The 22,806-nt window shown below is 55.0% G+C and carries 25 protein-coding genes and 1 tRNA gene; 11 read left to right on the top strand and 15 right to left on the bottom strand.

Annotated elements, in window-relative coordinates; all coding sequences use genetic code 11:
* The first annotated feature begins 1 nt into the window (after position 1).
* On the top strand, positions 2–577 hold the full coding sequence (locus tag ACOYA6_RS04300) for a YceI family protein (RefSeq protein WP_039032338.1): 576 nt from the start codon (positions 2–4) through the stop codon (positions 575–577).
* A 39-nt stretch (positions 578–616) separates the two neighbouring features.
* Here the strand turns inward: ACOYA6_RS04300 and trhO are convergent, their stop codons facing one another.
* On the bottom strand, positions 617–1,666 hold the full coding sequence (trhO, locus tag ACOYA6_RS04295) for an oxygen-dependent tRNA uridine(34) hydroxylase TrhO (RefSeq protein WP_039032337.1): 1,050 nt from the start codon (positions 1,664–1,666) through the stop codon (positions 617–619).
* 221 nt (positions 1,667–1,887) lie between these two features.
* Between trhO and ACOYA6_RS04290 the strand changes: the two genes are divergently transcribed.
* From ACOYA6_RS04290 to ACOYA6_RS04280, 3 genes are all read left to right on the top strand, one after another.
* A complete protein-coding gene (locus tag ACOYA6_RS04290; RefSeq protein ID WP_138368619.1) occupies positions 1,888–2,814 on the top strand; it encodes a Kdo(2)-lipid IV(A) acyltransferase in 927 nt (308 codons plus the stop codon).
* Positions 2,815–2,959: 145 nt separating this feature from the next.
* A complete protein-coding gene (mdtG, locus tag ACOYA6_RS04285; RefSeq protein ID WP_422654109.1) occupies positions 2,960–4,210 on the top strand; it encodes a multidrug efflux MFS transporter MdtG in 1,251 nt (416 codons plus the stop codon).
* Between the two features lie 98 nt (positions 4,211–4,308).
* On the top strand, positions 4,309–4,683 hold the full coding sequence (locus tag ACOYA6_RS04280) for a MysB family protein (protein WP_039032335.1): 375 nt from the start codon (positions 4,309–4,311) through the stop codon (positions 4,681–4,683).
* On the opposite strand, the gene ACOYA6_RS04275 is transcribed toward ACOYA6_RS04280, so the two are convergent.
* From ACOYA6_RS04275 to mdoG, 3 genes are all read right to left on the bottom strand, one after another.
* Positions 4,684–4,911, bottom strand: a complete 228-nt coding sequence (locus ACOYA6_RS04275) for a YceK/YidQ family lipoprotein (protein ID WP_422654108.1) — start codon at positions 4,909–4,911, stop codon at positions 4,684–4,686. It abuts the gene before it with no gap.
* Between the two features lie 120 nt (positions 4,912–5,031).
* Positions 5,032–7,560 (bottom strand): glucans biosynthesis glucosyltransferase MdoH, encoded by a 2,529-nt coding sequence (mdoH, locus tag ACOYA6_RS04270; protein ID WP_422654107.1) that lies wholly within the window; start codon positions 7,558–7,560, stop codon positions 5,032–5,034.
* Positions 7,553–9,088, bottom strand: a complete 1,536-nt coding sequence (gene mdoG, locus ACOYA6_RS04265; RefSeq protein WP_138368617.1) for a glucans biosynthesis protein MdoG — start codon at positions 9,086–9,088, stop codon at positions 7,553–7,555. Before mdoG ends, mdoH begins: the two co-directional genes overlap by 8 nt.
* 273 nt (positions 9,089–9,361) lie before the next feature.
* On the opposite strand from mdoG, the gene mdoC reads away from it, so the two are divergent.
* A complete protein-coding gene (mdoC, locus tag ACOYA6_RS04260; protein WP_138368616.1) occupies positions 9,362–10,522 on the top strand; it encodes a glucans biosynthesis protein MdoC in 1,161 nt (386 codons plus the stop codon).
* Positions 10,523–10,556: 34 nt separating this feature from the next.
* On the opposite strand, the gene ACOYA6_RS04255 is transcribed toward mdoC, so the two are convergent.
* From ACOYA6_RS04255 to csgB, 6 genes are all read right to left on the bottom strand, one after another.
* Entirely contained in the window at positions 10,557–12,041 is a 1,485-nt protein-coding gene (locus tag ACOYA6_RS04255; protein WP_176556545.1) for a phospholipase D family protein, read from the bottom strand.
* Complete coding sequence (ymdB, locus tag ACOYA6_RS04250; protein WP_422654106.1) at positions 11,977–12,519, bottom strand: O-acetyl-ADP-ribose deacetylase; 543 nt, start codon at positions 12,517–12,519, stop codon at positions 11,977–11,979. Before ymdB ends, ACOYA6_RS04255 begins: the two co-directional genes overlap by 65 nt.
* Before the next feature lie 85 nt (positions 12,520–12,604).
* Entirely contained in the window at positions 12,605–12,901 is a 297-nt protein-coding gene (locus ACOYA6_RS04245) for a type 1 fimbrial protein (protein WP_422654105.1), read from the bottom strand.
* 159 nt (positions 12,902–13,060) lie between these two features.
* Positions 13,061–13,387: a curli assembly chaperone CsgC gene (gene csgC / locus ACOYA6_RS04240; protein ID WP_039032344.1), complete on the bottom strand. Its 327-nt coding sequence runs from the start codon at positions 13,385–13,387 to the stop codon at positions 13,061–13,063.
* A gap of 59 nt (positions 13,388–13,446) precedes the next feature.
* Positions 13,447–13,896, bottom strand: coding sequence for a curli major subunit CsgA (gene csgA, locus ACOYA6_RS04235; RefSeq protein ID WP_039032328.1), 450 nt, complete (start codon positions 13,894–13,896; stop codon positions 13,447–13,449).
* Positions 13,897–13,936: 40 nt separating this feature from the next.
* Positions 13,937–14,386 (bottom strand): curli minor subunit CsgB, encoded by a 450-nt coding sequence (csgB, locus tag ACOYA6_RS04230; protein WP_039032327.1) that lies wholly within the window; start codon positions 14,384–14,386, stop codon positions 13,937–13,939.
* A gap of 743 nt (positions 14,387–15,129) precedes the next feature.
* Here csgB and csgD point away from each other — a divergent pair.
* From csgD to csgG, 4 genes are read left to right on the top strand one after another with little or no spacing between them, the layout of a single operon-like run.
* Positions 15,130–15,780, top strand: coding sequence for a biofilm master transcriptional regulator CsgD (csgD, locus tag ACOYA6_RS04225; protein ID WP_039032326.1), 651 nt, complete (start codon positions 15,130–15,132; stop codon positions 15,778–15,780).
* A gap of 4 nt (positions 15,781–15,784) precedes the next feature.
* Positions 15,785–16,174, top strand: coding sequence for a curli production assembly/transport protein CsgE (csgE, locus tag ACOYA6_RS04220; RefSeq protein ID WP_039032325.1), 390 nt, complete (start codon positions 15,785–15,787; stop codon positions 16,172–16,174).
* A gap of 13 nt (positions 16,175–16,187) precedes the next feature.
* Entirely contained in the window at positions 16,188–16,601 is a 414-nt protein-coding gene (gene csgF / locus ACOYA6_RS04215; protein WP_039032324.1) for a curli production assembly/transport protein CsgF, read from the top strand.
* A gap of 26 nt (positions 16,602–16,627) precedes the next feature.
* Positions 16,628–17,461, top strand: a complete 834-nt coding sequence (gene csgG / locus ACOYA6_RS04210) for a curli production assembly/transport protein CsgG (protein WP_039032323.1) — start codon at positions 16,628–16,630, stop codon at positions 17,459–17,461.
* A 43-nt stretch (positions 17,462–17,504) separates the two neighbouring features.
* Here csgG and ACOYA6_RS04205 read toward each other — a convergent pair whose 3' ends face one another.
* The 4 genes from ACOYA6_RS04205 to ghrA all read right to left on the bottom strand — a co-directional run bounded on the left by ACOYA6_RS04205 (position 17,505) and on the right by ghrA (position 20,418).
* Positions 17,505–17,987: a DUF1097 domain-containing protein gene (locus tag ACOYA6_RS04205; RefSeq protein WP_139564747.1), complete on the bottom strand. Its 483-nt coding sequence runs from the start codon at positions 17,985–17,987 to the stop codon at positions 17,505–17,507.
* Positions 17,988–18,083: 96 nt separating this feature from the next.
* The gene (locus tag ACOYA6_RS04200; RefSeq protein WP_139564746.1) at positions 18,084–18,638 is read right to left on the bottom strand and encodes a TorD/DmsD family molecular chaperone; all 555 of its coding nucleotides are present in this window, start codon (positions 18,636–18,638) and stop codon (positions 18,084–18,086) included.
* Between the two features lie 20 nt (positions 18,639–18,658).
* A complete protein-coding gene (locus tag ACOYA6_RS04195; protein ID WP_039032320.1) occupies positions 18,659–19,396 on the bottom strand; it encodes a phosphatase in 738 nt (245 codons plus the stop codon).
* Between the two features lie 83 nt (positions 19,397–19,479).
* Positions 19,480–20,418, bottom strand: a complete 939-nt coding sequence (gene ghrA / locus ACOYA6_RS04190; protein ID WP_039032319.1) for a glyoxylate/hydroxypyruvate reductase GhrA — start codon at positions 20,416–20,418, stop codon at positions 19,480–19,482.
* A 227-nt stretch (positions 20,419–20,645) separates the two neighbouring features.
* On the opposite strand from ghrA, the gene ACOYA6_RS04185 reads away from it, so the two are divergent.
* Positions 20,646–20,733, top strand: a tRNA-Ser gene (locus tag ACOYA6_RS04185).
* A gap of 181 nt (positions 20,734–20,914) precedes the next feature.
* On the opposite strand, the gene ACOYA6_RS04180 is transcribed toward ACOYA6_RS04185, so the two are convergent.
* Positions 20,915–21,820 carry a LysR family transcriptional regulator gene (locus ACOYA6_RS04180; protein WP_039032318.1) on the bottom strand — a complete coding sequence of 302 codons (906 nt, stop codon included), beginning with the start codon at positions 21,818–21,820 and terminating at the stop codon, positions 20,915–20,917.
* Positions 21,821–21,930: 110 nt separating this feature from the next.
* Between ACOYA6_RS04180 and ACOYA6_RS04175 the strand changes: the two genes are divergently transcribed.
* Entirely contained in the window at positions 21,931–22,791 is an 861-nt protein-coding gene (locus ACOYA6_RS04175) for a pirin family protein (RefSeq protein ID WP_039032317.1), read from the top strand.
* Positions 22,792–22,806 lie beyond the last annotated feature (15 nt).

The following is a 22,806-nucleotide window of genomic DNA, read 5'->3' as shown; positions in this document are numbered from 1 at the left end:
AATGAAGAAAAGCCTGCTGGGATTAACCTTAGCGTCTCTGCTGTTCACCACCGGTACCGCCGTGGCAGCGGACTACAAAATTGATAAACAAGGCCAGCACGCCTTTGTGAACTTCCGTATTCAGCATCTGGGTTACAGCTGGCTGTACGGCACCTTCAAGGATTTCGATGGCTCCTTCACCTTCGATGAGAGCAACCCAGCGAACGATAAGGTCAATGTGACCCTGAACACCAATAGCCTCGATACCAACCATGCCGAGCGCGACAAGCACCTGCGCAGCGCGGATTTCCTCAACGTAGCGAAATACCCGCAGGCAACCTTCACCTCAACGGAAGTGAAAAAGGATGGCGACGGTCTGGATATTACCGGCAACCTGACGCTGAACGGCGTGACGAAGCCGGTAACGCTGGATGCAAAACTGATTGGCCAGGGTGACGATCCGTGGGGCGGCAAGCGCGCAGGGTTTGAAGCATCAGGCAAAATTCACCTGAAAGACTTCAATATCACTACCGATCTGGGCCCGGCGTCGCAGGACGTTGAGCTGATCATTTCGGTGGAAGGGGTTCAGCAGAAGTAATGCCCTCGCCCGGTCACAGGACCGGGCAAGGTTTCAGGATCATTCCGGGTCAGGAATGCCGAGGCGGGTGTTCAGACGACCACGCGACTTATTGAAGATCTTATTGCCATTCTCGCGTCCGGCACGACGGCGGCGCTGCTCCTCTTCAGGCAACACGCTCTCCTCGCTGCACAGCTCGCTACAGCAGCCGTTAAACTTCTCCGCACAGGCCGGACACTGAATAAACAGCAGATGACAGCCGTCATTTTTGCAGTTGGTATGGCTGTCGCACGGTGTGCCGCACTGGTGGCAATGGGCAATCACATCATCAGAGATACGCTCGCCCATGCGCTCGTCAAAGACAAAGTTCTTGCCGATAAAACGCACCGGCAGCCCCTGCTCGCGCGCGCGACGGGCATACTCGATGATCCCGCCCTCGATATGCCAGACTTTGTTAAAGCCGTTGTGCTTCATGAATGCGCTGGCTTTTTCGCAGCGGATCCCGCCGGTGCAGTACATGACAATTTTCTTGTCCTTGTGCTCCTGCATCATCTCGACGGCTTTCGGCAGTTGTTCACGGAAAGTGTCCGCCGGGATCTCAAGCGCGTTTTCAAAATGGCCCACTTCATATTCGTAGTGGTTGCGCATATCGATAAACACCGTATCGGGATCGTCCAGCATGGCGTTCACTTCCGCCGCTTTCAGGTAATCACCCACGTCGCTGGCGTCAAAGGTCGGGTCGTCAATGCCGTCCGCCACAATGCGCTCGCGCACTTTCAGACGCAGCACCCAGAAGGATTTACCATCATCGTCCAGAGCGATGTTCAGGCGCAGGCCGTCCAGCGCCGGATCGAAACCGTACAGGAAGGTGCGCAGCTCATCGACCTTGCTTTCAGGCACGCTGATTTGGGCATTGATACCTTCATGGGCCAGATAAATACGGCCAAAGACATTCATCGCGGTTAAGGCTTTATACAGCGCGTCGCGGGTTGCCTGCGGATTAACGATGGTGAAATATTTATAGAACGAGATCGTCGTGCGCGGCTCGGTTTCAGCCAACATGCGCGCTTTCAGCTCTTCGTTCGAAATGAGGTTGTGTAACACTGGCATGGTGTACGGTTCCTGCAATCGTAGTGAGAATGAAAATCGGTCGGCATGATATAGCAAACATTGGCAATTTACATCCCTTCATTTTGCGCTACATTTCACAGGTTAAATTATCCGGGAAATAACATCTGCTGTAATAATGACCAATCCATTGGCATGCGTTTTGGTTATGAATGGAAAAATGCGACACTAGGACAACAGGACGTATCAAAAACAGGAACGACATGACTCAACTACCTAAATTTTCCATTGCACTATTACATCCTCGTTACTGGCTGACCTGGGCTGGCATCGGTTTATTGTGGTTACTGGTGCAACTGCCCTACCCGCTGATCTACCGCATTGGCTGCGGCCTGGGTCGACTGGCGATGCGCTTTATGTCACGCCGCGCCCGCATTGCCCGCCGCAATCTGGAACTCTGCTTCCCGGAGATGAGCGAGCAGGAGCGCCACGACATGGTGGTGAAAAATTTTGAATCCGTCGGCATGGGCCTGATGGAAACCGGAATGGCCTGGTTCTGGTCTGATAAGCGCATGGCGCGCTGGTCGGAAGTGACCGGCACCGGCATGGATCCGGTACACAATCTGCAGGAAAATAAAACCGGCGTGCTGCTGATTGGCGTCCATTTTCTGACGCTGGAGATCGGCGCGCGGATGTTTGGCATGCAGGCACCTGGCATTGGGGTTTACCGTCCGAACGACAACCCGGTGATCGACTGGCTGCAAACCTGGGGCCGGATGCGCTCCAACAAGAGCATGATCGATCGTAAAGATCTCAAGGGGATGATCCGCGCCCTGAAGTCCGGGGAAGTGATCTGGTACGCGCCCGACCATGACTACGGCCCAACCGCCAGCGTCTTTGTGCCCTTCTTTGCGGTAGACGAGGCGGCCACCACCACCGGCACCTGGACCCTGGCCCGTCTGTCGAATGCGGCCATTGTGCCGTTCGTGCCGCGCCGTAAATCCAACGGCAAAGGTTATGAGCTGATGATGCTGGAACCGGAGTGCGCCCCGCCGCTGGACGATGCCAGAACCACGGCGGCGTGGATGAATGAGGTGGTGGAAAAATGCATCCTGCTGGCTCCGGAACAGTATATGTGGCTGCATCGCCGCTTTAAAACCCGCCCGGAAGGCGTCCCTTCCCGCTATTAATTCCCCCTGCGGCCTCCCCGGCCGCAGCCTCCCTTGAGCTTATAATGCTCTCCGCCATTGCAGCAATCATCACCCCGGCGCATAATTAGCAGGCTTATTACCTTCTTTTATAATGATGCCGCAGCGCATCATAACGCGGATAGCTATGTCTCCCTCAGAAACGCCAATAAACTGGAAGCGGAACCTTACGGTTGCCTGGCTGGGCTGCTTTCTCACGGGTGCCGCCTTTAGCCTGGTGATGCCTTTCCTGCCCCTCTACGTCGAGCAGCTCGGCGTCAGCGGCCACAGCGCGCTCAACATGTGGTCCGGGCTGGTATTCAGCATCACCTTTCTCTTCTCCGCTATCGCCTCCCCCTTCTGGGGCGGACTGGCCGACCGCAAAGGCCGCAAAATCATGCTGTTGCGCTCGGCGCTGGGGATGGCCATCATCATGCTGCTGATGGGGATGGCGCAAAATATCTGGCAGTTTCTGATTTTGCGCGCGGTGCTGGGGCTGCTGGGCGGCTTTGTGCCCAACGCCAACGCACTTATCGCCACGCAGATACCCCGCCATAAAAGCGGCTGGGCGCTGGGAACCCTCTCCACCGGCGCGGTAAGCGGCGCCCTGCTCGGCCCGCTGGCGGGCGGTTTACTGGCGGACAGCTACGGTCTGCGCCCGGTCTTCTTCATTACCGCAGGCGTGCTGTTTGCCTGCTTCCTGCTGACCTTTTTCTGCATCCGTGAAAATTTCACCCCGGTGCCGAAAAAAGAGATGCTTCACGCCCGCCAGGTCTTCGCTTCGCTGAAGAATCCCCGGCTGGTCATCAGCCTGTTTGTCACCACCATGATCATTCAGGTGGCTACCGGCTCTATCGCGCCAATCCTGACGCTGTACGTGCGCGATCTGGCCGGACACGTCGGCAATATCGCCTTTATCAGCGGCATGATTGCCTCGGTGCCCGGCGTGGCGGCCCTGATCAGCGCTCCGCGTCTGGGGAAACTGGGGGATCGGATTGGTCCGGAAAGGATCCTGATTGTCGCCCTGATGATCTCCGTCCTGCTGCTCATTCCGATGTCCTTTGTGCAGTCGCCGTGGCAGCTGGGCGTGCTGCGCTTTTTACTCGGTGCAGCCGATGGTGCCCTGCTGCCTGCGGTGCAGACCCTGCTGGTCTATAACTCCACCAACCAGATTGCCGGGCGCATCTTCAGCTACAACCAGTCATTTCGCGATATCGGCAACGTCACCGGCCCTCTCCTCGGGGCGGGTATTGCTGCCAGCTACGGTTTTCGCGCGGTGTTTATCGTCACCGCCTGCGTGGTGATGTTTAACGCGGTTTACTCGTGGTTCAGTTTGTCGCGGGCGGTGCGTCGGCCAGCGGTTATTTCTGAGTCAGATAAGGTCTCATTGTCCGAATAAGACAACCTCGTGACGGCTTTTGCCGCTTTCATACTTGCAATTATGGAGAATCAGCTATTCTTTCCCTGAATACCACGTCAATTCACAGGGAGACGCCGATGACTATGTTTGCCACTTTAGAGGAAGCGATTGATGCCGCGCGCGAAGAGTTTCTCGCCGATAATCCAGGCATTGAGGAAGATGACGCGAATATTGAACAACTCAATATTCAAAAATATGTCATGCAGGATGGGGACATTATGTGGCAGGCCGAATTTTTTGCCGATGACGGTGAAGATGGCGAATGCCTGCCCGTACTGAGCGGCGAAGCGGCTCAGGCGGTGTTTGATGGCGATTATGACGAGATTGAGCTGCGTCAGGAGTGGCTGGAAGAAAACACCCTGCACGAATGGGATGAGGGTGAATTTCAGCTCGAGCCGCCGCTGGATACCGAAGAGGGTCAAACCGCAGCGGATGAGTGGGACGAGCGTTAATTATTCATAGGGCCCATGCTGAGCGTCGATGGGCAGCAGTAACGTATCAAAGACCAGCGAGAACGGCAGATCCAGTATCGTCAGGTAGCGCCATGCGGAGTCGCGGACATCCCATTGCACGCCCGGGTAATATTGATTGCCGTGCCCCTGTCCCGGGACCGCCCGGCTGATAATGCTGCCGCAGCCGCTCAGTAATAACGCCATTGTGATGACGATCAAAAATCTCATCCCGTACCTCAAAAGATAAAAATACCGGCTCCAGGGCCGGTATTTATTTGCCCGGCGGCGCTGCGCTTGCACGGGCCTACAGGTTTTGTAGGCCGGGTAAGCGCAGCGCCACCCGGCGCATCACTTCCCTTTCAACGCCAGCGGATTCAGCTTCAGCGTCTGATAATGGTTCACCCATGAAGAGTATTTCTCCGGAGCGGACCACACACGATGATGCAAACGCGCCATGGTCACAGGGTCGCTCAGCAGCACCAGACGGCGATCGCGGTTCAGCTTCTCCGGCGTCTCGTTCAGCGCCTGCTCAACGTGACGATCGCGGGCGATCTCCAGCACACGGCTGGCACGGTGACGGGCTGTCGCCATCGCGATAGCCAGGGCGTTGAATGACGGGTTAAACACCGCGTGCATAAAGCCATCTTCCAGCGAACGACTGCGGTTGAGCTCCAGATAGCGATCGGTATCCACCAGCACCTGCGGCGGGGAGTACTCTTCCGGGATCAGGAACAGCTTCCAGCGTTTGGTGCGCAAACCCACCGTCGAGCGGCTGGAGATCACCGACACGAACGGCGACAGGATCAGCGAGAAGACAATCGGTGCCAGCCAGAACAGGAAGCGCAGATCCAGCCACGCCATGCCCACCGCCCAGACCAGACCCAACAGCATCTGGGAACCGTGACGCATAAAGGCTTCGCTCCACGGGGTGGAGTCGTCGTCACGCTGCGGCGAGTTCCAGACCACTTCCCAGCCGAGGAACGCGCTGACCACGAAGACGGTGTGGAACAGCATACGCACCGGTGCCAGCAGCACGGAGAACAGCACTTCCAGCAGCAGGGAGAGGGTCACGCGGAAGAAACCGCCGTACTCCTTCGAGCCCTTGCACCAGATCAGCACGATACTCAGCAGCTTCGGCAGGAACAGCAGCACCATCGTCGAGGCAAAGAGCGCTATCGCCAGCTCAGGACGCCACTGCGGCCACACCGGGAACAGCTGGCGCGGCTGCAGGAAGTACTGCGGCTCGGTCAGGGCGTGAACCACCTGCAACGCGGTCGACAAGGCCAGGAACATAAACCACAGCGGCGCGGAGAGGTAGGACATCACGCCGGTCAGGAACACGGCACGGTGTACCGGGTGCATCCCTTTCACGAGGAACAGACGGAAGTTCATCAGGTTCCCGTGACACCAGCGGCGGTCACGCTTCAGTTCATCCAGCAGGTTCGGCGGCAGCTCTTCATAGGAGCCCGGCAGGTCGTAGGCGATCCACACCCCCCAACCGGCACGACGCATCAGCGCGGCTTCCACGAAGTCGTGCGACAGGATCGAGCCCGCAAACGAGCCCTCGCCCGGCAGCGGCGCCAGCGCACAGTGCTCAATGAACGGCTGGACGCGGATAATGGCGTTATGACCCCAGTAGTGCGACTCACCCAGCTGCCAGAAGTGCAGACCGGCGGTAAACAGCGGTCCGTACACGCGGGTAGCAAACTGCTGGCAACGGGCGTACAGCGTGTCCATGCCCGACGCTTTTGGCGACGACTGGATGATCCCGGCATTCGGGTTAGCTTCCATCAGGCGCACAAGGCCCGTCAGACACTCACCGGTCATCACCGAGTCGGCATCCAGCACCACCATATAGCTGTACTGATTGCCCCAGCGACGGCAGAAGTCATCGATGTTGCCGCTTTTACGCTTCACGCGACGGCGACGACGGCGGTAGAAGATCTGCCCTTCGCCCTGCACTTCGGCGATCAGCTCCATCCACGCCTTCTGTTCTGCCACGCAGATGTCCGGGTCGTAGCTGTCACTCAGGATGTAAACATCGAAATGTTCGGCGTTACCGGTAGCTTTCACCGACTCCCAGGTGGCGCGCAGGCCGGCGAAGACACGATCAACGTCTTCGTTACAGATAGGCATGATCAGCGCCGTACGGTGTTCAGGATTAAGGGGTTCATCCCCCACCGTCGAGTGGGAAATGCTGTACTTATCCCGGCCTATCAACAGCTGCAGGAAGCCCATCAGCGCGGTCCAGAAACCGGCCGATACCCAGCAGAAGAGAATGGCGAACAGCAGCAGGATGCCGCTTTGCAGAATGTACGGCAGCAGCTGCATAAACGACACCAGCAGATCCTGGTCGAACATATCGGCAGGATTGATCAGCGCCCAGCCCTGGTAAGGCAGAATGGTCTTCATATACCAGGTGGCGACGACGGTCTGCGCGATGGTCAGCAGCAGCAGGATGTAGCGGCGAATACTCCCGACGGTACGCCATTTTTCCTCGCTGGCCTGCTGCTCTTTAGACAGGCGAGAGAGGTAGCGCGGATTAGTGTCGCGGCCACGCAGGCGATCCCAGAAACGGCCCACCGGGTTGGTGCGCCACGGATCCGGGAACATCGACGAGCGCGTCGCTTTCGGCATCGCCTCAAGCTGGGCGCGCCCTTCGTCATCGCTAATCAGCTGGCCTTCGGCCAGTGAATTGGGCCAGGCCTGCTCGAGACGGCTTTTCACCGAGCCCAGCGGGGTATCATCTTCACGGGTAAACGGATGATGATCGGCATCCAGCGCGGTGTGAACCGCACTGATGTCACCCTTCGGCAGTGCCGCCTTCTCGATATCGGTCAGCGGCATGGCATCGATATACTCAGTTATCTTATTCATTGGCAGGTAGCTGATAGCTCCAGGTTTCACTCAACGGCTGGTCTGCGTTCACCAGAGCGGCGCGCATCTCAGTCGGCTGTTTCGCGTCTTTTACCTTCACGCGCAGGGTTAAACGCCAGCCTTTGGTGACCGGGTTATAACGCACGCTGTTCTCAACGATTTCGCCGTTATCACCAATGCTCGCCTGAGCGGTGACCGGGGTTTCCGGTGCCAGTTTTTTCATATCCTGGCCGGTGAAATCGACAACAAACGCGATGGTGCCATCAGGCTGGCGAATCAGATTAGACTGTTTCACATCACCCGTTGAACGGCGGGTCTGCAGCACATACGCGCTTTCTGGCGCATGCAGCTTGTCTTCATCGCGGCTCATGGTGATGCTGTAGTTGAAGTTCATCTCTTTGCCGGCTTCCGGCAGCTGGTCCGGCGTCCAGTAGGCGACGATGTTGTCGTTGGTTTCGTCGTTGGTCGGGATCTCTACCAGCTCAACTTTACCTTTGCCCCAGTCGCCTTTCGGAGTGATCCAGGCGCTCGGGCGCAGATCGTAACGATCGTCCAGATCTTCAAAGCGGGAGAACTGACGACCGCGCTGCAGCAGACCAAACCCCTGCGGGTTTTCCATGCTGAAGCTGCTTACCGCCAGGTGTTTCGGGTTGTTCAGCGGACGCCAGATCCACTCGCCGTTTCCGGCCAGGATCGACAGACCGTTAGAGTCGTGCAGTTCCGGGCGGAAGTTGCTGACTGAAGACGGCTGGTTTGGCCCGAACAGGAACATACTGGTCAGCGGCGCTACGCCCAGTTTGCCAACCTTGTCGCGCAGATAGACTTTAGACTGCACGTCGACCACGGTATCGCGGCCCGGAATAATCACAAAGCGATAGGCACCGGTTGCGCGCGGGGAATCCAGCAGCGCATAGATGGTCAGGCGTTTGTCCGTTGGTTTTGGACGCTCGATCCAGAACTCGCGAAAGCGCGGGAACTCTTCCCCGGAAGGCAGGGCGGTATCAATCGCCAGACCACGCGCAGAGAGGCCGTAAACCTGGCCGCCGCCGATTACACGGAAATAGCTTGCCCCCAACATGCTGACAATTTCGTCGTTTTTATCTTTACTGTTGATGGGATAAAGCACTTTAAAGCCCGCGAAGCCCAGATCTTTCACGGTGTCTTTGTCGTGTTGTACGTTGCCGAAATTGAAATAGTCCGGGCTATACTTGATTTTGCGTACCGCGTTAGAGGTCACTTCATTAATGGTGACCGGCGTGTCGAAGTACATCCCCTGATGATAAAACTCAAGCTTGAACGGGGTCTTAATTTTATTCCAGTACGCTTTATCGTGATTAAACTGGATCTGCTGATAGTCCGCATATTTCATGTCGCGGAAAACGGAGGGTAAGTTACTTTTTGGCGCTTCGTACCCTTTACCGGCCATCGATTTTGCCTGTTTTGCGACGTCGTCGATGGTAAAGGCCAGGGCCGATGAGGTATACAGAGACAACAGGACTGCCGCTCCTAACCAACGCATTTTCATCATTTGTGGTTTATGTTTCATAATAAGTAAGCACTTCCCCCTTTGTGTGCTTATATCGATCCGATCCATTTTAATGGAAAATCAGGCATTCCGACAACATAATCACCGCTTTGTTCAGCGTGCTGGCTCATGGATTAAGCAAGTGAAAGTAACCCGTTTTCACTTTGCGTGCTTATCCTGGAGACAGTGTGTCAGACTTCGTGTAGGGTTGGCACCGAATGTAAACACTATTGGTCTTAGGGATAAGACGAAAAGTCTGAGAATGCGCAACGTTATATGAGTACCGTACCCGCACAACGCGAATATTTCCTTGATTCTATCCGGGCCTGGCTCATGCTGCTGGGGATCCCGTTTCACATTTCCTTGATTTATTCGAGCCACGTCTGGCACGTCAATAGTGCGGAGTCGTCATGGTGGCTGACGCTGTTTAACGATTTTATCCACTCCTTCCGGATGCAGGTCTTTTTCGTTATTTCGGGCTACTTCTCTTACATGCTTTTTTTGCGCTACCCGCTTAAGCGCTGGTGGAAAGTGCGCGTGGAGCGCGTCGGCATTCCGATGCTTACCGCCATTCCCCTGTTGACGCTGCCGCAATTTATTATGCTGCAGTATGTCAAAGGCAAAGCCGACACCTGGCACAGCCTGTCGCTGTACGATAAATACAACACGCTGGCCTGGGAGCTGGTCTCGCACCTGTGGTTCCTGCTGGTGCTGGTGGTGATGACCACCGTCAGCCTGTGGCTGTTCAGCCGTATGCGCCATCATCTGAGCGCCCGCTCGGACGCGTTTTTTGCCGATATCAGCTGGGGCAAACTGTCAGTGCTGTTTCTGGTGCTGGGTATTGCCTATGCCGCGCTGCGCCGCACGCTGCTCATCGTCTGTTCGCCGATCCTCAGCGATGGCCTGTTCAATTTTGTGGTGATGCAGACCCTGTTCTACCTGCCGTTCTTCCTGATCGGCGCGCTGGCGTTTGTCCATCCGAAGCTGAAAGCCCTGTTCACCACGCCGTCGCGTGGCTGCACTCTCGGGGCGCTGCTGGCGTTTATCGCCTATCTGCTCAACCAGCGTTATGGCAGCGGCGATGCGTGGATGTATGAAACCGAAAGCGTGATCACCATGCTGCTGGGTCTGTGGATGGTCAACGTGGTCTTTGCCCTGGGTCACCGCCTGCTGAACTTTAAATCCGCGCGCGTCACCTATTTCGTTAACGCCTCGCTGTTCATCTATCTGGTGCACCATCCGTTGACGCTGTTCTTTGGCGCGTACATCACGCCGCATATCAGCTCAAACCTGCTCGGCTTTATCTGCGGCCTGGTCTTTGTGGTAGGGATTGCGATTGTGCTGTATGAAATCCATCTGCGTATTCCGCTGCTGCGCTTCCTGTTTTCGGGCAAACCGGCCACGAAAGCGAATAACACCCCGCAGGCCACCAGCTAAGCATTTTTGCGCCGGTCGCTGAACCGGCGCGTCATCACAGCAGCCACTCGACCGGCAGCCAGTAAACCAGACGCACCAGAACCCGCTGCCAGAAGCGGGTTTTGGGCTCCTTTTTATGCACGATCTCCTGCCCGTCCTTGCGCTCGATCCAGTTCAGACGCCCGAGCTTATCCAGCCGAATTTGCCAGGCTTCGTGACGCTGGCTGCGCACGAACCGGGTATGGATCAGTCTCGCCAGCTTCTCGCTCTCGATGACAAAACCCATCTCGGTATTGAGCATGGTGGAGCGGGGATCAAAGTTGAGCGAACCAATAAACACTTTCTCGCCGTCGACGCTGAACGTCTTGGCATGCAGGCTGGAGCCGGAGTTCCCGGTGATCCCGCGGTCGTGCGCCGGCGGGACACCGTCCTGGGTGGGCTTCAGCTCATAAAGCTCGATGCCGTGACGAAGCAATTTTTTGCGCCAGCGGGCGTAGCCGGCATGAACCACAGAGACGTCGTTGGCGGCCAGCGAATTGGTCATGATGGCAACCTTAACCCCTTTGCGCACCATCTGCAGCAGCAGCGCCACCCCGGCCCGGGTCGGCACAAAATAGGCCGAGATAATCGTAATTTGCTCCACCGGTGAGCCCATCACGTCCAGTAAGCGCTGCGGCAACAGGGAGTGGCGTTTCGCCCTGCCCTGCCCTTTGCGCGGATCGTCGCTAAGCAGCCGGGTTTTTGCCCAGATCAGCGGTAAATTGCCCGCTTCAAGATTGGTAATAAAGTCGCTGGACTGGAGTTTATCCAGATAGCGCCGGGTAATATCGTCCCGGTACCACTCCTCCGGCGGATGAATTTTATCCTCGATTTCGGCTTCAGAGAGTTCCAGAACCTGCTGGAGCGTGGAGACCGACGCGCAGTTCCAGTAACGCTCAAAATCATCCGCGACGTCCTGCACCACCGGACCGGTCGCCATCACATCCAGATCGGAAAAGAGCGGCTCTTCGCCCGCGCCAAAATAGGCATCGCCGACGTTGCGCCCGCCAATGATGGTGACCTCGCCGTCGACGGTAAAACTCTTGTTGTGCATCCGGCGGTTAAGTCGCGCGAAATCGGTGAGATAACCCAGCGCGCGCAGGGTGCGGAAGGAGAAAGGATTGAACAGCCGGACCGAGAAATTGGGATGGGCGTCCAGCAGGCGCAGGATGCTGTCCAGCCCCTGGGTGTTGTTATCATCGAGCAACAGGCGCACGCGTACCCCGCGCATGGCGGCGGACAACAGTACGGAAAACAACAGCCGTCCTGACATGTCGTCTTCCCAGATGTAGTACTGAACATCTAACGTCTTTTCCGCCATCTCCGCCAACCGGTAGCGGCAGGCGAAGGCGTCAAGACTGTTATCAAGGGGAAGAAGGCCGCAAAGTCCAGGGTGAGCGGAGCTGACCGGCGCGATAGCACGCCCCAGTCGCGTATTATGCGTCGGTTTCCTGTCCTCGTTGGGTAAGCAGTCGCTGGTATAGCCGGGCATTTTCTTCATCATAACAGACAAAGTATACCCGCTCCGGCAGAGGCTTGCGGGTGAGATAATCCGAAACCGTGTTTACGGCGATTTCTGCTGCTGCCGCACGGGGATAACCGTAGACGCCAGTGCTTATTGCGGGGAATGCCAGGGTGCGGTAACCGTTGGCTGCCGCCAGATTCAGGCTGTTGAGGTAGGCCTCTTCAAGGATACGTGCTTCATGCTGCTCTCCCCCATGCCAGACGGGTCCGACGGTGTGGATCACCGCTTTGGCGGGCAGATCGCCTGCGAGGGTAATCACCGCGTGCCCCGGGGCGCACTCGCCCTGCTGCTGGCGCACCAGCTTGCAGGCCTCAAGCAGTGCGGGTCCCGCCGCCCGGTGGATGGCGCCGTCCACGCCGCCCCCGCCCATTAAGGAAGGATTGGCAGCATTGACCACCACATCAACATGCAGCGTGGTGATATCACCATGAAAGACTTCAATTCGGGAGTACATAAGCAACCTCTGGATACCGCTTTTTTCTTAAGTGTATCGCAGAGGTTGGGTTGTGGCAGCCAGGTTGACAGAAAACGGCTCCGCCTTAGCGGTAATCAACCTGCACGATGGCGAGAGATTTTTGCGGGTTAATGTACTTCATGCTGACGGTCGCGCGGTCTGCAGCGGGAACATTGCCGTTGATCGCCTCCTGATAGCTTACCTGTTGGGTCGTCATCTTTTTATCCTGCGGGCAGGTAATGGACAACCTGTGTGAATCAGGCGTGATATTGCACGGGTCTTCAACAATCTGTCCGGTGAAATGAATAACATTGGCGAAAGCGGGAGCGAGCGTTACGGCAAAGAAAGACGCTGCGGCAAGGGCATTACGGAACGTGACCATCGGTATACTCCTCAATGACAATCGTCCCTGATCCTTAAACAACGAGCCCTCACAGGGGGCTATCGGCTGGCATCGACGACGCCAGCAACATGAGAATAACAATGGAATAACATTTTCGCCACATCAATTAATGTATTGATTTTATGAATATTTCAAACATTAGCCTTTAGACGGCGGCCACTGCTGTGATAAGTGCAGCGATTTCCCATCCGACACCGTCACAATGACGTTGACCTTGTCATTGGGCCCGGAATTGAGGGTCATGCGGGAAAGGTTGACCGTTTTATTAGCTGGCAATGAGACGGTGTTTTGCTGGCGCGAGGTGCTCTGCCCACCGGGGCCACTGCGCGAAGTGAGGATCTGCACCTGACATAAGCAGGGTTCCGTGACGGTCACCTGAGGAATAATAGTGACCATCTCACCTTCGGTGGAGGTCTGAAAGGTAATCTGACTGGTTAGCGCGGCAAGCAATAAAAGTGTATTCATCATTTTCTCCCAAAAAAAAACAGGGCCTCAGCCCTGTTTTTCGACGTTCAGCGGCAGTATTAGTACTGGCCAGCAGTCACGGTGTTGCCGAAGCCAACCTGAGTAATGTTAGCAGTAGCGCCGTTCATAGTTTGACGAAGATCGACTTCGTTACGGCCACCAGACTGGCTAACAGTCGCAGAGAGGTCACGACCGCTCCACTGGCTGATGGTCGCTTCGTTACCCTGGCCACGCTGGGTCAGGCTGATTTCGCTGCTGTCAGCGCCCTGAGACAGGTCAGCATCGTTACCGAAACCATTCTGACGAACAGTAATTTCAGACCCACGTGCATCGCTTTGCAAAGCGTCCACATTGTTACGGCCACCGTATTGATAAACGGTCAGCGATTCTGGGCTGACGTTGTTATTTCCGCCACCACCATGGTTATTACCCCATTGTGGAATAGAACCAGCCATAGCACTGCCAGAAACCACGATTGCTGCAATTACTGCCACTTTTAAAAGTTTCATTGTAAAGCCCCCATCGGATTGATTAATTATCGCCCAATAGCTAGCGTTGAATAACGCGAATCGCCATCTGCGACTGTCTCTGCACTACAACTGCCGTTTTTTGCGTACCATACTGCGTAATATTCGCTTTATTACCAGAACCTTTCTGAATAATCACTGCGGTATTACCATATGCACCTTGATTAATACTCGCATTGTTCGAGTTCCCTTTTTGATCTATATAGGCAAGGTTGTAACTGCCTGATTGATCAATGTTCGCCCGATTATTCCCGCCCTCCTGAGAAACGACAGATAACAATTTCTGACCTTGCTGTTGAACGTTGGCATTGTTATTCACGCCAGTTTGTCCAATGATAGCTGCCTGGTTATATGAGGATCTGCTTAGCTCATTAACCGCGAAATTGTATTCTGACGCTGCTAAATCAGTCGTTGCGAAAACAAATCCAGGTGCACCCAGTAATGTCAACATCAATAACAACTTGTTCTTCATGTTATCACCCTGGACCTGGTGGTATAATAACTGCGTTAACAAGAACAAATATTTTGTTAACCCGGCGTTACGATGAAGAGTATGTCTGCCGAAACAATTTTAATATCTCACCCGCCAGTTGTATTTTTATTCTTTCGTTCACCCCAAAGTATTAAATAAAATTAAATACTGTGGCGATACAACGATTTTAGAGGGGTGCAAAAAGCGTCTTTTTCAGTTTGCAAAAATCAAAATCGTCAATTCGGCAGATTTGCCGTTTCGTCTGCTCTGCAGAAGGGAAAACGGGATATATCCATGATTGCGTGACAAACCTCGTGATTTCTTAAGACGTTTACACATTGTAAAAATAGACTTAGCTTTTTGAACAAGCTCATACCTGACTACACATATTTACAAAATAATATACCCTATAAAAATCATAAACATATCGTTATTTGTATGATTTTTAAAATGTGTGCATCAATAACAATGTGTACAACTTTTTAATGATTCCTAAGCAATTCATGAACTCATTTTTTACAAAGTAATATTGATTTTTACATCTTGTTACACGTTTAACACTTGCTTTAAAAATCGTAATAGCTAGATTGAAAACAGAAGTTCGGCATTGTTAATTTTATTTTCCCTTCTCTCAAGGGATATGGTCTTTCTTCTACACACAGCAGTGCACATCTGTCAGTACTTCTGGTGCCCCCAATATATATTGGGGGCAGCTGCCAGATGTTCAAAAAAGGGGTTTCATCATGTTTAATGAAGTCCAAAGCTTGCATGGTCAGACTTTATTGTTAGTCACCAAACCTTCTTTACAGGCGACAGCTCTACTACAGCATTTAAAGCATAGCTTAACGTTGAGCGGAAAATTGCATAGCATTCAACGCTCTTTCGATGACATTGCTCCTGGCAGCATTATTCTTTTCGATATGATGGAAGCGGATAAAAAGCTTATCCAATACTGGCAAGATATTTTAAGCAGGAAAAACAACAATATCCGTGTATTGTTGTTAAATACTCCCGAAGAATACCCATTCAGGGATATTGAAAGTTGGCCACATATCAACGGTGTCTTTTATGTCAACGAGGACGAGACACGCGTGGTGGATGGCCTGCAGGGAGTACTGCGTGGGGAATGCTATTTTTCGCAGAAACTTGCCAGCTACCTCATCACGCATTCCGGAAATTATCGCTATAACAGTTCAGAGTCCGCTTTGCTGACCCATCGCGAAAAAGAGATTCTGAATAAATTACGTATAGGTGCTTCAAATATTGAAATCGCCCGTTCGTTATTTATCAGCGAAAATACGGTTAAGACCCATCTTTATAATCTTTTCAAGAAGATAGCTGTCAAAAACCGGACTCAGGCGGTTTCATGGGCGAATGATAACCTCAGGCGTTAACAGTATGAAACGCACAATGAGTTGGATTACCGCAGCAGGCCTGTGGCTTGCTGCCGGGAATCTTCATGCGGTTGAAGTTGAGATACCTGGATTGTTAACTGACCACACCGTCTCGGCTGTCGGCCATGCTTTCTATCGTGGCTTTAGCGACAAATGGGAAAGTGACTATCCCGGTAACTTAACGATCAATGAACGGCCCAGTGCACGATGGGGAAGCTGGATCACAATAACGGTCAATCAGGACGTTATTTTCCAGACCTTCTTATACCCCTCGAAAACTGACCTGGATAAAAACGTGGTCTTTGCTCTGGCTCAAACCGAAGAGGCATTAAATCGTCTGCAGATCGATAAAGCTCTGCTGAGTACCGGCGATTTAGCGCAAGACGAATTTTAATTCGGAGGCATTCATGCGTGTTGTCCATGCAGTTGTAGCTTTAATGCTAATTCCATCTCTGAGTTGGGCCGGAAATATGACCTTCCAGTTCCGCAACCCGAACTTTGGTGGAAACCCAAATAACGGCTCTTTCCTTTTAAACTCGGCGCAGGCGCAAAACTCCTATACGGATCCAAGCTCCGATGATTTTGGTATTGAAACCCCGAGCGCGCTGGATAACTTTACCCAGGCAATTCAGGCCCAGGTTCTGGGCGGACTGCTGACCAATATTAATACCGGCACACCCGGCCGTATGGTGACCAGCGACTTTATTGTCGACATCGCCAATGCGGACGGTCAAATGCAGCTGAACGTGACAGACCGGAAAACGGGGAAAACCTCCACCATTCAGGTTGCGGGCTTGCAAAACAATTCTACCGACTTTTAAAAAATGTCGAGATAAGGACAATAATCATGCAGCGCTTTCTCCTCCTTGTTGCAGTGTGCTTATTGAGCGGTTGTTTAACTGCTCCGCCGAAAGAAGCAGCGAAACCGACATTAATGCCTCGCGCCCAGAGCTATCGTGATTTAACCAAATTGCCTTTGCCAACGGGTAAGATTTACGTGTCGGTTTATAATATTCAGGATGAAACCGGGCAATTTAAACCGTATCCGGCAAGTAACTTCTCAACGGCTGTACCGCAAAGCGCCACCGCCATGCTGGTCACTGCGTTAAAAGACTCACGCTGGTTTATTCCTCTGGAACGTCAGGGGCTGCAAAACCTGCTTAACGAACGTAAGATCATTCGTGCTGCGCAGGATAACGGCACCGTAGCGATGAACAACCGCATTCCGTTGCATTCGCTTACGGCCGCGAACGTCATGGTCGAAGGCTCAATTATCGGCTACGAAAGTAACGTCAAATCGGGCGGTGTGGGGGCCCGTTACTTCGGTATCGGCGGCGATACGCAGTACCAGCTTGACCAGATTGCGGTGAACCTGCGTGTGGTTAACGTCAGTACCGGCGAAATCCTGTCGTCCGTTACCACCAGCAAAACGATTCTCTCGTACGAAGTGCAGGCCGGGGTGTTCCGCTTCATCGACTACCAGCGTCTGCTGGAAGGCGAAATCGGCTATACCTCTAACGAGCCGGTCATGCTCTGCCTGATGTCGGCAATAGAAACCGGGGTGATCTTCCTGATTAACGACGGTATCGATCGCGGACTGTGGGACCTGCAAAACAAAAACGAAGTGAAAAACGATATTCTGGTGAAATACCGCGAGATGTCGACGCCGCCAGAATCCTGACAGAAAGCGCATTAAAAAGGCGAGACCCGGGTCTCGCCTTTTTTTATTTGCTCAGCGCCGTGACGTTGCGCGTTCGTTCCCGTCGCGCCGCCAGCCAAAGTCCGCTGTTTTTCATGGCGTAACCAAACACCAGCCCCAACGCCAGCGAAGGCACCACCAGCTTCCAGTCCCCCTGCCCTGCAAAGGTGGCGCAGGCTCCCATAAAGGTGCCAGGGACAAATGACAGCAGCAGATGTTTTGCCTGAATGCACATCAGAAACGCCACCACGCCGGTCATGACGTAGCCCAGGATTTCCAGATGCGGTGCCAGCGCGCTGCCGTGGATGATAATCATCGCCCAGGCCACGCCGCTCATTAGGGTACATGCCGAGATAAACAGCCCCTTCACGCCGCCCTGCGGGCAGGCAAAGTAGGCCGTGCAGCCGAGGAAGCCCGCCCAGCTCAGGAGTCCGAGAGAGACGGCAACCCAACCCCATATCCCGGAGAGGATGCCTGTCGTGATTGCGATAGAGAGTAGTATGTTCATGGCGCGCATCTTAGCAGATACGCGGCCATGAAATGCGATCAGGAACACATAATATGCAAATTGAGATTTGCTGTTACATGTAAAGAGTGATCTAAATCACTCTTCATTCTCTTCCTGCAGTTCGTCCCACATAGCGGCAATGGCGTCACGGGTGAGTGGCGCCATGGTGCGCCAGAATGGAGTGGTGGCATGCGCTTCGACCTTACCGAGAAACGCCCCGCACCACGGCAGGATGTACTCCCCAAACAGGGTTTCCAGCGCCTCGTTTTCATCTTCCGCCGCATGATCTTCAATCCACGAGGCCGCCAGCAGCAGCGTACCGATATGATCGGCCGGGGTATCGGTCAACGGCATCCCGCGTGCAGAGAGAAACGCGCGCACTTCGGCTTCGGTTGCGCCCTCTTCCCATGCGGAGCGATACGGCGACACGCGGCACTCTTCGCCCACAAACAGCGCATTGTAATCAGCGGCCACCTGCTGCATATCACAGCTGTTCTGCAGACGCTGCAACAGCTCATCCTGCTCAAGCGGCCAGTTCTGGGCCAGCTTGCCTTCGCGGATCAAGGTTAACAGCGGCACCAGCAGCGGATCCTGCGGCTGGCGATAGTAAAGAGAACCCAGTACGCGACAGAGGATGGAAAACTCGTTCATTTATTTAGTCCATTACACAGTTAAAATTCGGCAAATTCAGCAATTGGCGCCATGCCGCGCGACTCGAGGAAATCCAGCATCCGGCGCGGCGTGACGTTCAGAATGCGATCTTCCGGGAAGTCTACATCGTCGAGGACTTTGCGGCATTCGCTAAAATCACCCAGCGTGAAGGCAGTGTGGGAATCCGATCCCAGCGCCACATAGCCACCGGCCTCCTTCACCGCCGCCGCTACTGCCCGGCAGTTCGCTTCACTGCCCTTGCGGGAGTGAATAAAGGAGGAGTTGTTGATCTCCAGCGCCACGCGATGCTCTGCCGCCGCCCGGGCGACAGCCTGAATGTCGATGGGATATTTCGGGTTACCCGGATGGCTGATGATATGTACGTTACCGCTGGCGATAGTGGCGATCATCGCCTCGGTGTTGGTCGCCCGATCCTGAGGTGCGAAAACCGGCTCGTGAAAACCGGCGAGGATCAGATCCAGAGAGGTGAGCATCGGGCCGGTACAGTCAATTTCACCCTGGGTGTTTTTGATATTGGCTTCAATGCCGCGCAGGATCCCGACGCCGTCCACCACCCGTGGCCAGATGCGCATATTCACAAAGTGCCAGTAGTGCGGCGCATCAGCCATATCCGGGCCATGATCGGTGATCGCAAAGAGTTTGATGTGCTTTTGTTTAGCCTGGGCGATGTAGTCATGAAGGTTGCTGTAGGCGTGGGTACTGGCGACGGTGTGCATATGCAGGTCAACGGGGTACATCGTTCTCTCCTCTCGTGTTTCCCAAAGGATAGCAGTTATCCCGGGCGTTTATTAGCAAAAACCCGGCTATCGCCGGGTTTGACTCAGTAACCGCGCTGTCTGTCGACCTGCCCGGTGACCTGCTCGCCCTTCTCCAGTTGGGAGATGGTGCGGGCAATATAGTCGATGGCTTCTGCCGGACGCGTCACTGCTGCAATGTGCGGCGTCATCGCCACGCGCGGGTGCGCCCACAGGGCATTGTCAGCGGGTAACGGCTCTTTGCTGTAGACATCCAGCATCGCGCCTTTCAGCTTGCCGCTCTCAAGCGCCGCCAGCAGATCGGCCTCCACCACGTGTACGCCGCGCGCCAGGTTCATCAGATAGCTGTTATCCGCCAACTGGCTGATAAGGTCCTTATTGATGATGCCGACGGTTTCAGCCGTATTCGGCAGCAGGTTAATCAGCACCCGCGTGCCCTGTAAAAACTGCGGCAGTTCTTCTTTCCCGGCAAAGCTGGTGACGCCAGGGTAGCTCTTGCGGGTACGGCTCCAGCAGCGCAGCGGGAAGCCCCAGGGAGCCAGCGCCTCGGCCACTTTCGATCCCAATACCCCGGCGCCGAGGATGCCGATGGTAAATTCTTCGCGCGGGTAATCGGCCAGCGGTTCCCAGCGGGCCTGCTGTTTCAGCGCCTGATAGTCGTCGAACCGGCGGAACCAGTGCAGCACCTGGCTTACGGCATACTCCTGCATCTGCTGGCCCATACCTGTGTCTTCGAGGCGGAACAGAGGGATCGACTCCGCCAGCATTTCCGGGTGCGCCTTGAGCTTGCTGAGGATCGAGTCCACCCCGGCCCCGAGGGCAAATACCGCTTTCAGGTTACGGCCCTGCAGCATTTCAACTGGCGGATGCCACACCAGAGCGTAATCTGCCGGTTCATTATCGCCGCGCTTCCACTCCCGTACCCGCGCGCCCGGCAGCGCCGCCGAGAGTGTTTTTATCCAGTAAGCGTTATCAAATGTCGGGTGGTAAAAAATAATGTCCATTGCGATTGCCTTCTGTTGCGCTGTTTTACGTTCATTTTCAACTGCATTGCAGCATAACAAAATTTGCGACCGGGGTGTTGTTGATAAAAAAGGCGCTTTCAGCGCAATTAAAAATCATGTTGGTTGAAGTTTGTCTTAACGCGCTAATTTACTGAAAAAGTTGATTGACGTCAGTCAGGCTTTTCCTTACATTAGCGCCCGTCCCGGCAGCAACGGGATAACAATATGGTGAGGTGTCCGAGTGGCTGAAGGAGCACGCCTGGAAAGTGTGTATACGGCAACGTATCGGGGGTTCGAATCCCCCCCTCACCGCCATATTCGAGATGAGAGCTCGTACGCAAGTACGGGCTCTTTTCTTTTATATTCTCCCGGAGCCAGATGCGGCACCGTGCGGGCTGGGCCCCTCACCCTGACCCTCTCCCCAAAGGGGAGAGGGAAAAAAGCGACGGGTGGCGCTTCGCTTACCTGACCTACAAAATCAAAACCTGACCCCCAATCATTCCTCCACCATCCTCGCATACTCCTCCGTCAAAAAATCCACCAACGTTCTGACTGACGGCAACAGCCCGCGGCGGGAGGGATAAACCGCGTGAATAACTTCCCGCCGCGGCTCCCATGCCTCCAGCACTTTTATTAACGCCCCGGACGCCAGCTGGTCTTTGACCATCAAAATGGGTAACTGCACCAGCCCTACCCCCGCTATCGCCGCTTCCCGCAGCGCCAGCATGTCGGTGGTAATAAGGCGCGGATGAAAATGAACCTCGGCCTTTGCCCCTTCGGGCCCGCTTAATGCCCACTTATGGATCTGCCTCCCCTCCCCCAGACTCAAGCCGGGCCAGGCACTGAGCTCCGACGGCGTTGTCGGCACGCCCAGGCGCTGAATCAGCGCTGGCCCCGCCACCAGGCAATGCCCCCTGTCGGCCAGTACCCGCAGGACCAGATCGCTGTCGTCAAACGGGCGAGGACGCACCCGGATAGCAATATCAATGCCCTCTGCCACCAGGTCCACCCGCCGGTTAGTCGCTTCCAGCTGCAGATTAATGCCGGGATAGCGCGCCATAAACCTTGCCAGCATCGGCCCGACGTGAACGTGCAGCAGCGTGACCGGGCAGGTGATCCGCACCATGCCGCGCGGTTCAGCCTGCAACGCCGCAACCGCCTCTTCCGCCGCCTCGGCCTCCACCAGCATCGCCTTGCAGTGCTGATAGAAGGTCTGCCCCACCTCCGTTACCGTAAACTGGCGCGTGGTCCGCTGGATCAGACGCACGCCAAGCCGCGCCTCAAGCTGGGCTATCCGTCGGCTGAGCCGGGATTTTGGCAGATCCAGCGCCCGACCCGCCGCCGCAAAGCCACCGTGATCGACCACCTTCACAAACCACACGAAATCATTGAGATCCTGCATCACGCCCTCATCGTTCCATAAACAGAACAGTGCAACTTATTTTCACTATCTACCGGGATATTAAACCTGAATATAAGCTAATTACATCAACAGAACATCAGGAGAACACCATGAAAAACGTTACAGGCATTTATACCGCACCCCGTCAGCACTGGGTTGGCGACGGTTTCCCGGTGCGTTCGATGTTTTCTTACCAGACACAGGGTGAGCCGCTGAGCCCGTTTTTACTGCTCGATTACGCCGGGCCTTATATCTTCCCGGCGGATGGCGCAAAACGCGGCGTGGGTGAGCATCCCCACCGTGGCTTTGAAACGGTCACCATCGTCTATTCCGGCGAAGTGGAGCATCGCGACTCAACCGGAAAAGGCGGCGTGATTGGCCCTGGGGACGTTCAGTGGATGACGGCGGGCGCCGGCATTCTGCATGAGGAGTTCCACTCCAGCGCCTTTGCGCAGAAAGGCGGCGAGCTAAAAATGATGCAGCTGTGGGTCAACCTGCCCGCAAAAGACAAGATGGCGGCGCCGGGCTATCAGAGCATCACCAAAAGCCAGATTCCGGTGGTGACGCTGCCCGACAACAGCGGCTCGCTGCGGGTGATCGCCGGTCGCTACGAAGAGACTACCGGCCCGGCGCACACTTACTCGCCGCTGAACGTCTGGGATCTCGCCCTGCGTCAGGGCAGCCATCTTACCCTCGCTCAGCCTGAAGGCTGGAGCACCGCGCTGGTGGTGCTGGAGGGCAACGTGACGGTGAACGGCACCGCAGAGGCAGGTGAAGCCCAGATGGCGGTGCTGAGCCAGCAGGGAGAGACGCTCCATCTGGAAGCCAGCAGCGACGCCAAAGTGCTGCTGATGGCCGGGGAGCCCCTGAATGAGCCGATTGTGGGCTATGGCCCGTTTGTGATGAACAGTAAAAGCGAAATCGCCGAAGCCATTCGCGATTTCAATTCAGGCCGCTTCGGTCAGATCTGAATGTAATAAAGGAGA

This window comes from Leclercia barmai (assembly GCF_049312895.1).
GTDB lineage: Bacteria > Pseudomonadota > Gammaproteobacteria > Enterobacterales > Enterobacteriaceae > Enterobacter > Enterobacter barmai.
The sequence above is the reverse complement of the archived record's forward strand: the minus strand, read 5'-3'. Positions and strand labels throughout refer to the sequence as shown.

Bases quoted from the DNA above. Each gene is read 5' to 3' on its own strand.
- ACOYA6_RS04300 (WP_039032338.1), top strand. From the start codon at position 2: ATGAAGAAAAGCCTGCTGGGATTAACCTTAGCGTCTCTGCTGTTCACC.
- trhO (WP_039032337.1), bottom strand. From the start codon at position 1,666: ATGCCAGTGTTACACAACCTCATTTCGAACGAAGAGCTGAAAGCGCGC.
- ACOYA6_RS04290 (WP_138368619.1), top strand. From the start codon at position 1,888: ATGACTCAACTACCTAAATTTTCCATTGCACTATTACATCCTCGTTAC.
- mdtG (WP_422654109.1), top strand. From the start codon at position 2,960: ATGTCTCCCTCAGAAACGCCAATAAACTGGAAGCGGAACCTTACGGTT.
- ACOYA6_RS04280 (WP_039032335.1), top strand. From the start codon at position 4,309: ATGACTATGTTTGCCACTTTAGAGGAAGCGATTGATGCCGCGCGCGAA.
- ACOYA6_RS04275 (WP_422654108.1), bottom strand. From the start codon at position 4,911: ATGAGATTTTTGATCGTCATCACAATGGCGTTATTACTGAGCGGCTGC.
- mdoH (WP_422654107.1), bottom strand. From the start codon at position 7,560: ATGAATAAGATAACTGAGTATATCGATGCCATGCCGCTGACCGATATC.
- mdoG (WP_138368617.1), bottom strand. From the start codon at position 9,088: ATGATGAAAATGCGTTGGTTAGGAGCGGCAGTCCTGTTGTCTCTGTAT.
- mdoC (WP_138368616.1), top strand. From the start codon at position 9,362: ATGAGTACCGTACCCGCACAACGCGAATATTTCCTTGATTCTATCCGG.
- ACOYA6_RS04255 (WP_176556545.1), bottom strand. From the start codon at position 12,041: ATGAAGAAAATGCCCGGCTATACCAGCGACTGCTTACCCAACGAGGAC.
- ymdB (WP_422654106.1), bottom strand. From the start codon at position 12,519: ATGTACTCCCGAATTGAAGTCTTTCATGGTGATATCACCACGCTGCAT.
- ACOYA6_RS04245 (WP_422654105.1), bottom strand. From the start codon at position 12,901: ATGGTCACGTTCCGTAATGCCCTTGCCGCAGCGTCTTTCTTTGCCGTA.
- csgC (WP_039032344.1), bottom strand. From the start codon at position 13,387: ATGAATACACTTTTATTGCTTGCCGCGCTAACCAGTCAGATTACCTTT.
- csgA (WP_039032328.1), bottom strand. From the start codon at position 13,896: ATGAAACTTTTAAAAGTGGCAGTAATTGCAGCAATCGTGGTTTCTGGC.
- csgB (WP_039032327.1), bottom strand. From the start codon at position 14,386: ATGAAGAACAAGTTGTTATTGATGTTGACATTACTGGGTGCACCTGGA.
- csgD (WP_039032326.1), top strand. From the start codon at position 15,130: ATGTTTAATGAAGTCCAAAGCTTGCATGGTCAGACTTTATTGTTAGTC.
- csgE (WP_039032325.1), top strand. From the start codon at position 15,785: ATGAAACGCACAATGAGTTGGATTACCGCAGCAGGCCTGTGGCTTGCT.
- csgF (WP_039032324.1), top strand. From the start codon at position 16,188: ATGCGTGTTGTCCATGCAGTTGTAGCTTTAATGCTAATTCCATCTCTG.
- csgG (WP_039032323.1), top strand. From the start codon at position 16,628: ATGCAGCGCTTTCTCCTCCTTGTTGCAGTGTGCTTATTGAGCGGTTGT.
- ACOYA6_RS04205 (WP_139564747.1), bottom strand. From the start codon at position 17,987: ATGAACATACTACTCTCTATCGCAATCACGACAGGCATCCTCTCCGGG.
- ACOYA6_RS04200 (WP_139564746.1), bottom strand. From the start codon at position 18,638: ATGAACGAGTTTTCCATCCTCTGTCGCGTACTGGGTTCTCTTTACTAT.
- ACOYA6_RS04195 (WP_039032320.1), bottom strand. From the start codon at position 19,396: ATGTACCCCGTTGACCTGCATATGCACACCGTCGCCAGTACCCACGCC.
- ghrA (WP_039032319.1), bottom strand. From the start codon at position 20,418: ATGGACATTATTTTTTACCACCCGACATTTGATAACGCTTACTGGATA.
- ACOYA6_RS04180 (WP_039032318.1), bottom strand. From the start codon at position 21,820: ATGCAGGATCTCAATGATTTCGTGTGGTTTGTGAAGGTGGTCGATCAC.
- ACOYA6_RS04175 (WP_039032317.1), top strand. From the start codon at position 21,931: ATGAAAAACGTTACAGGCATTTATACCGCACCCCGTCAGCACTGGGTT.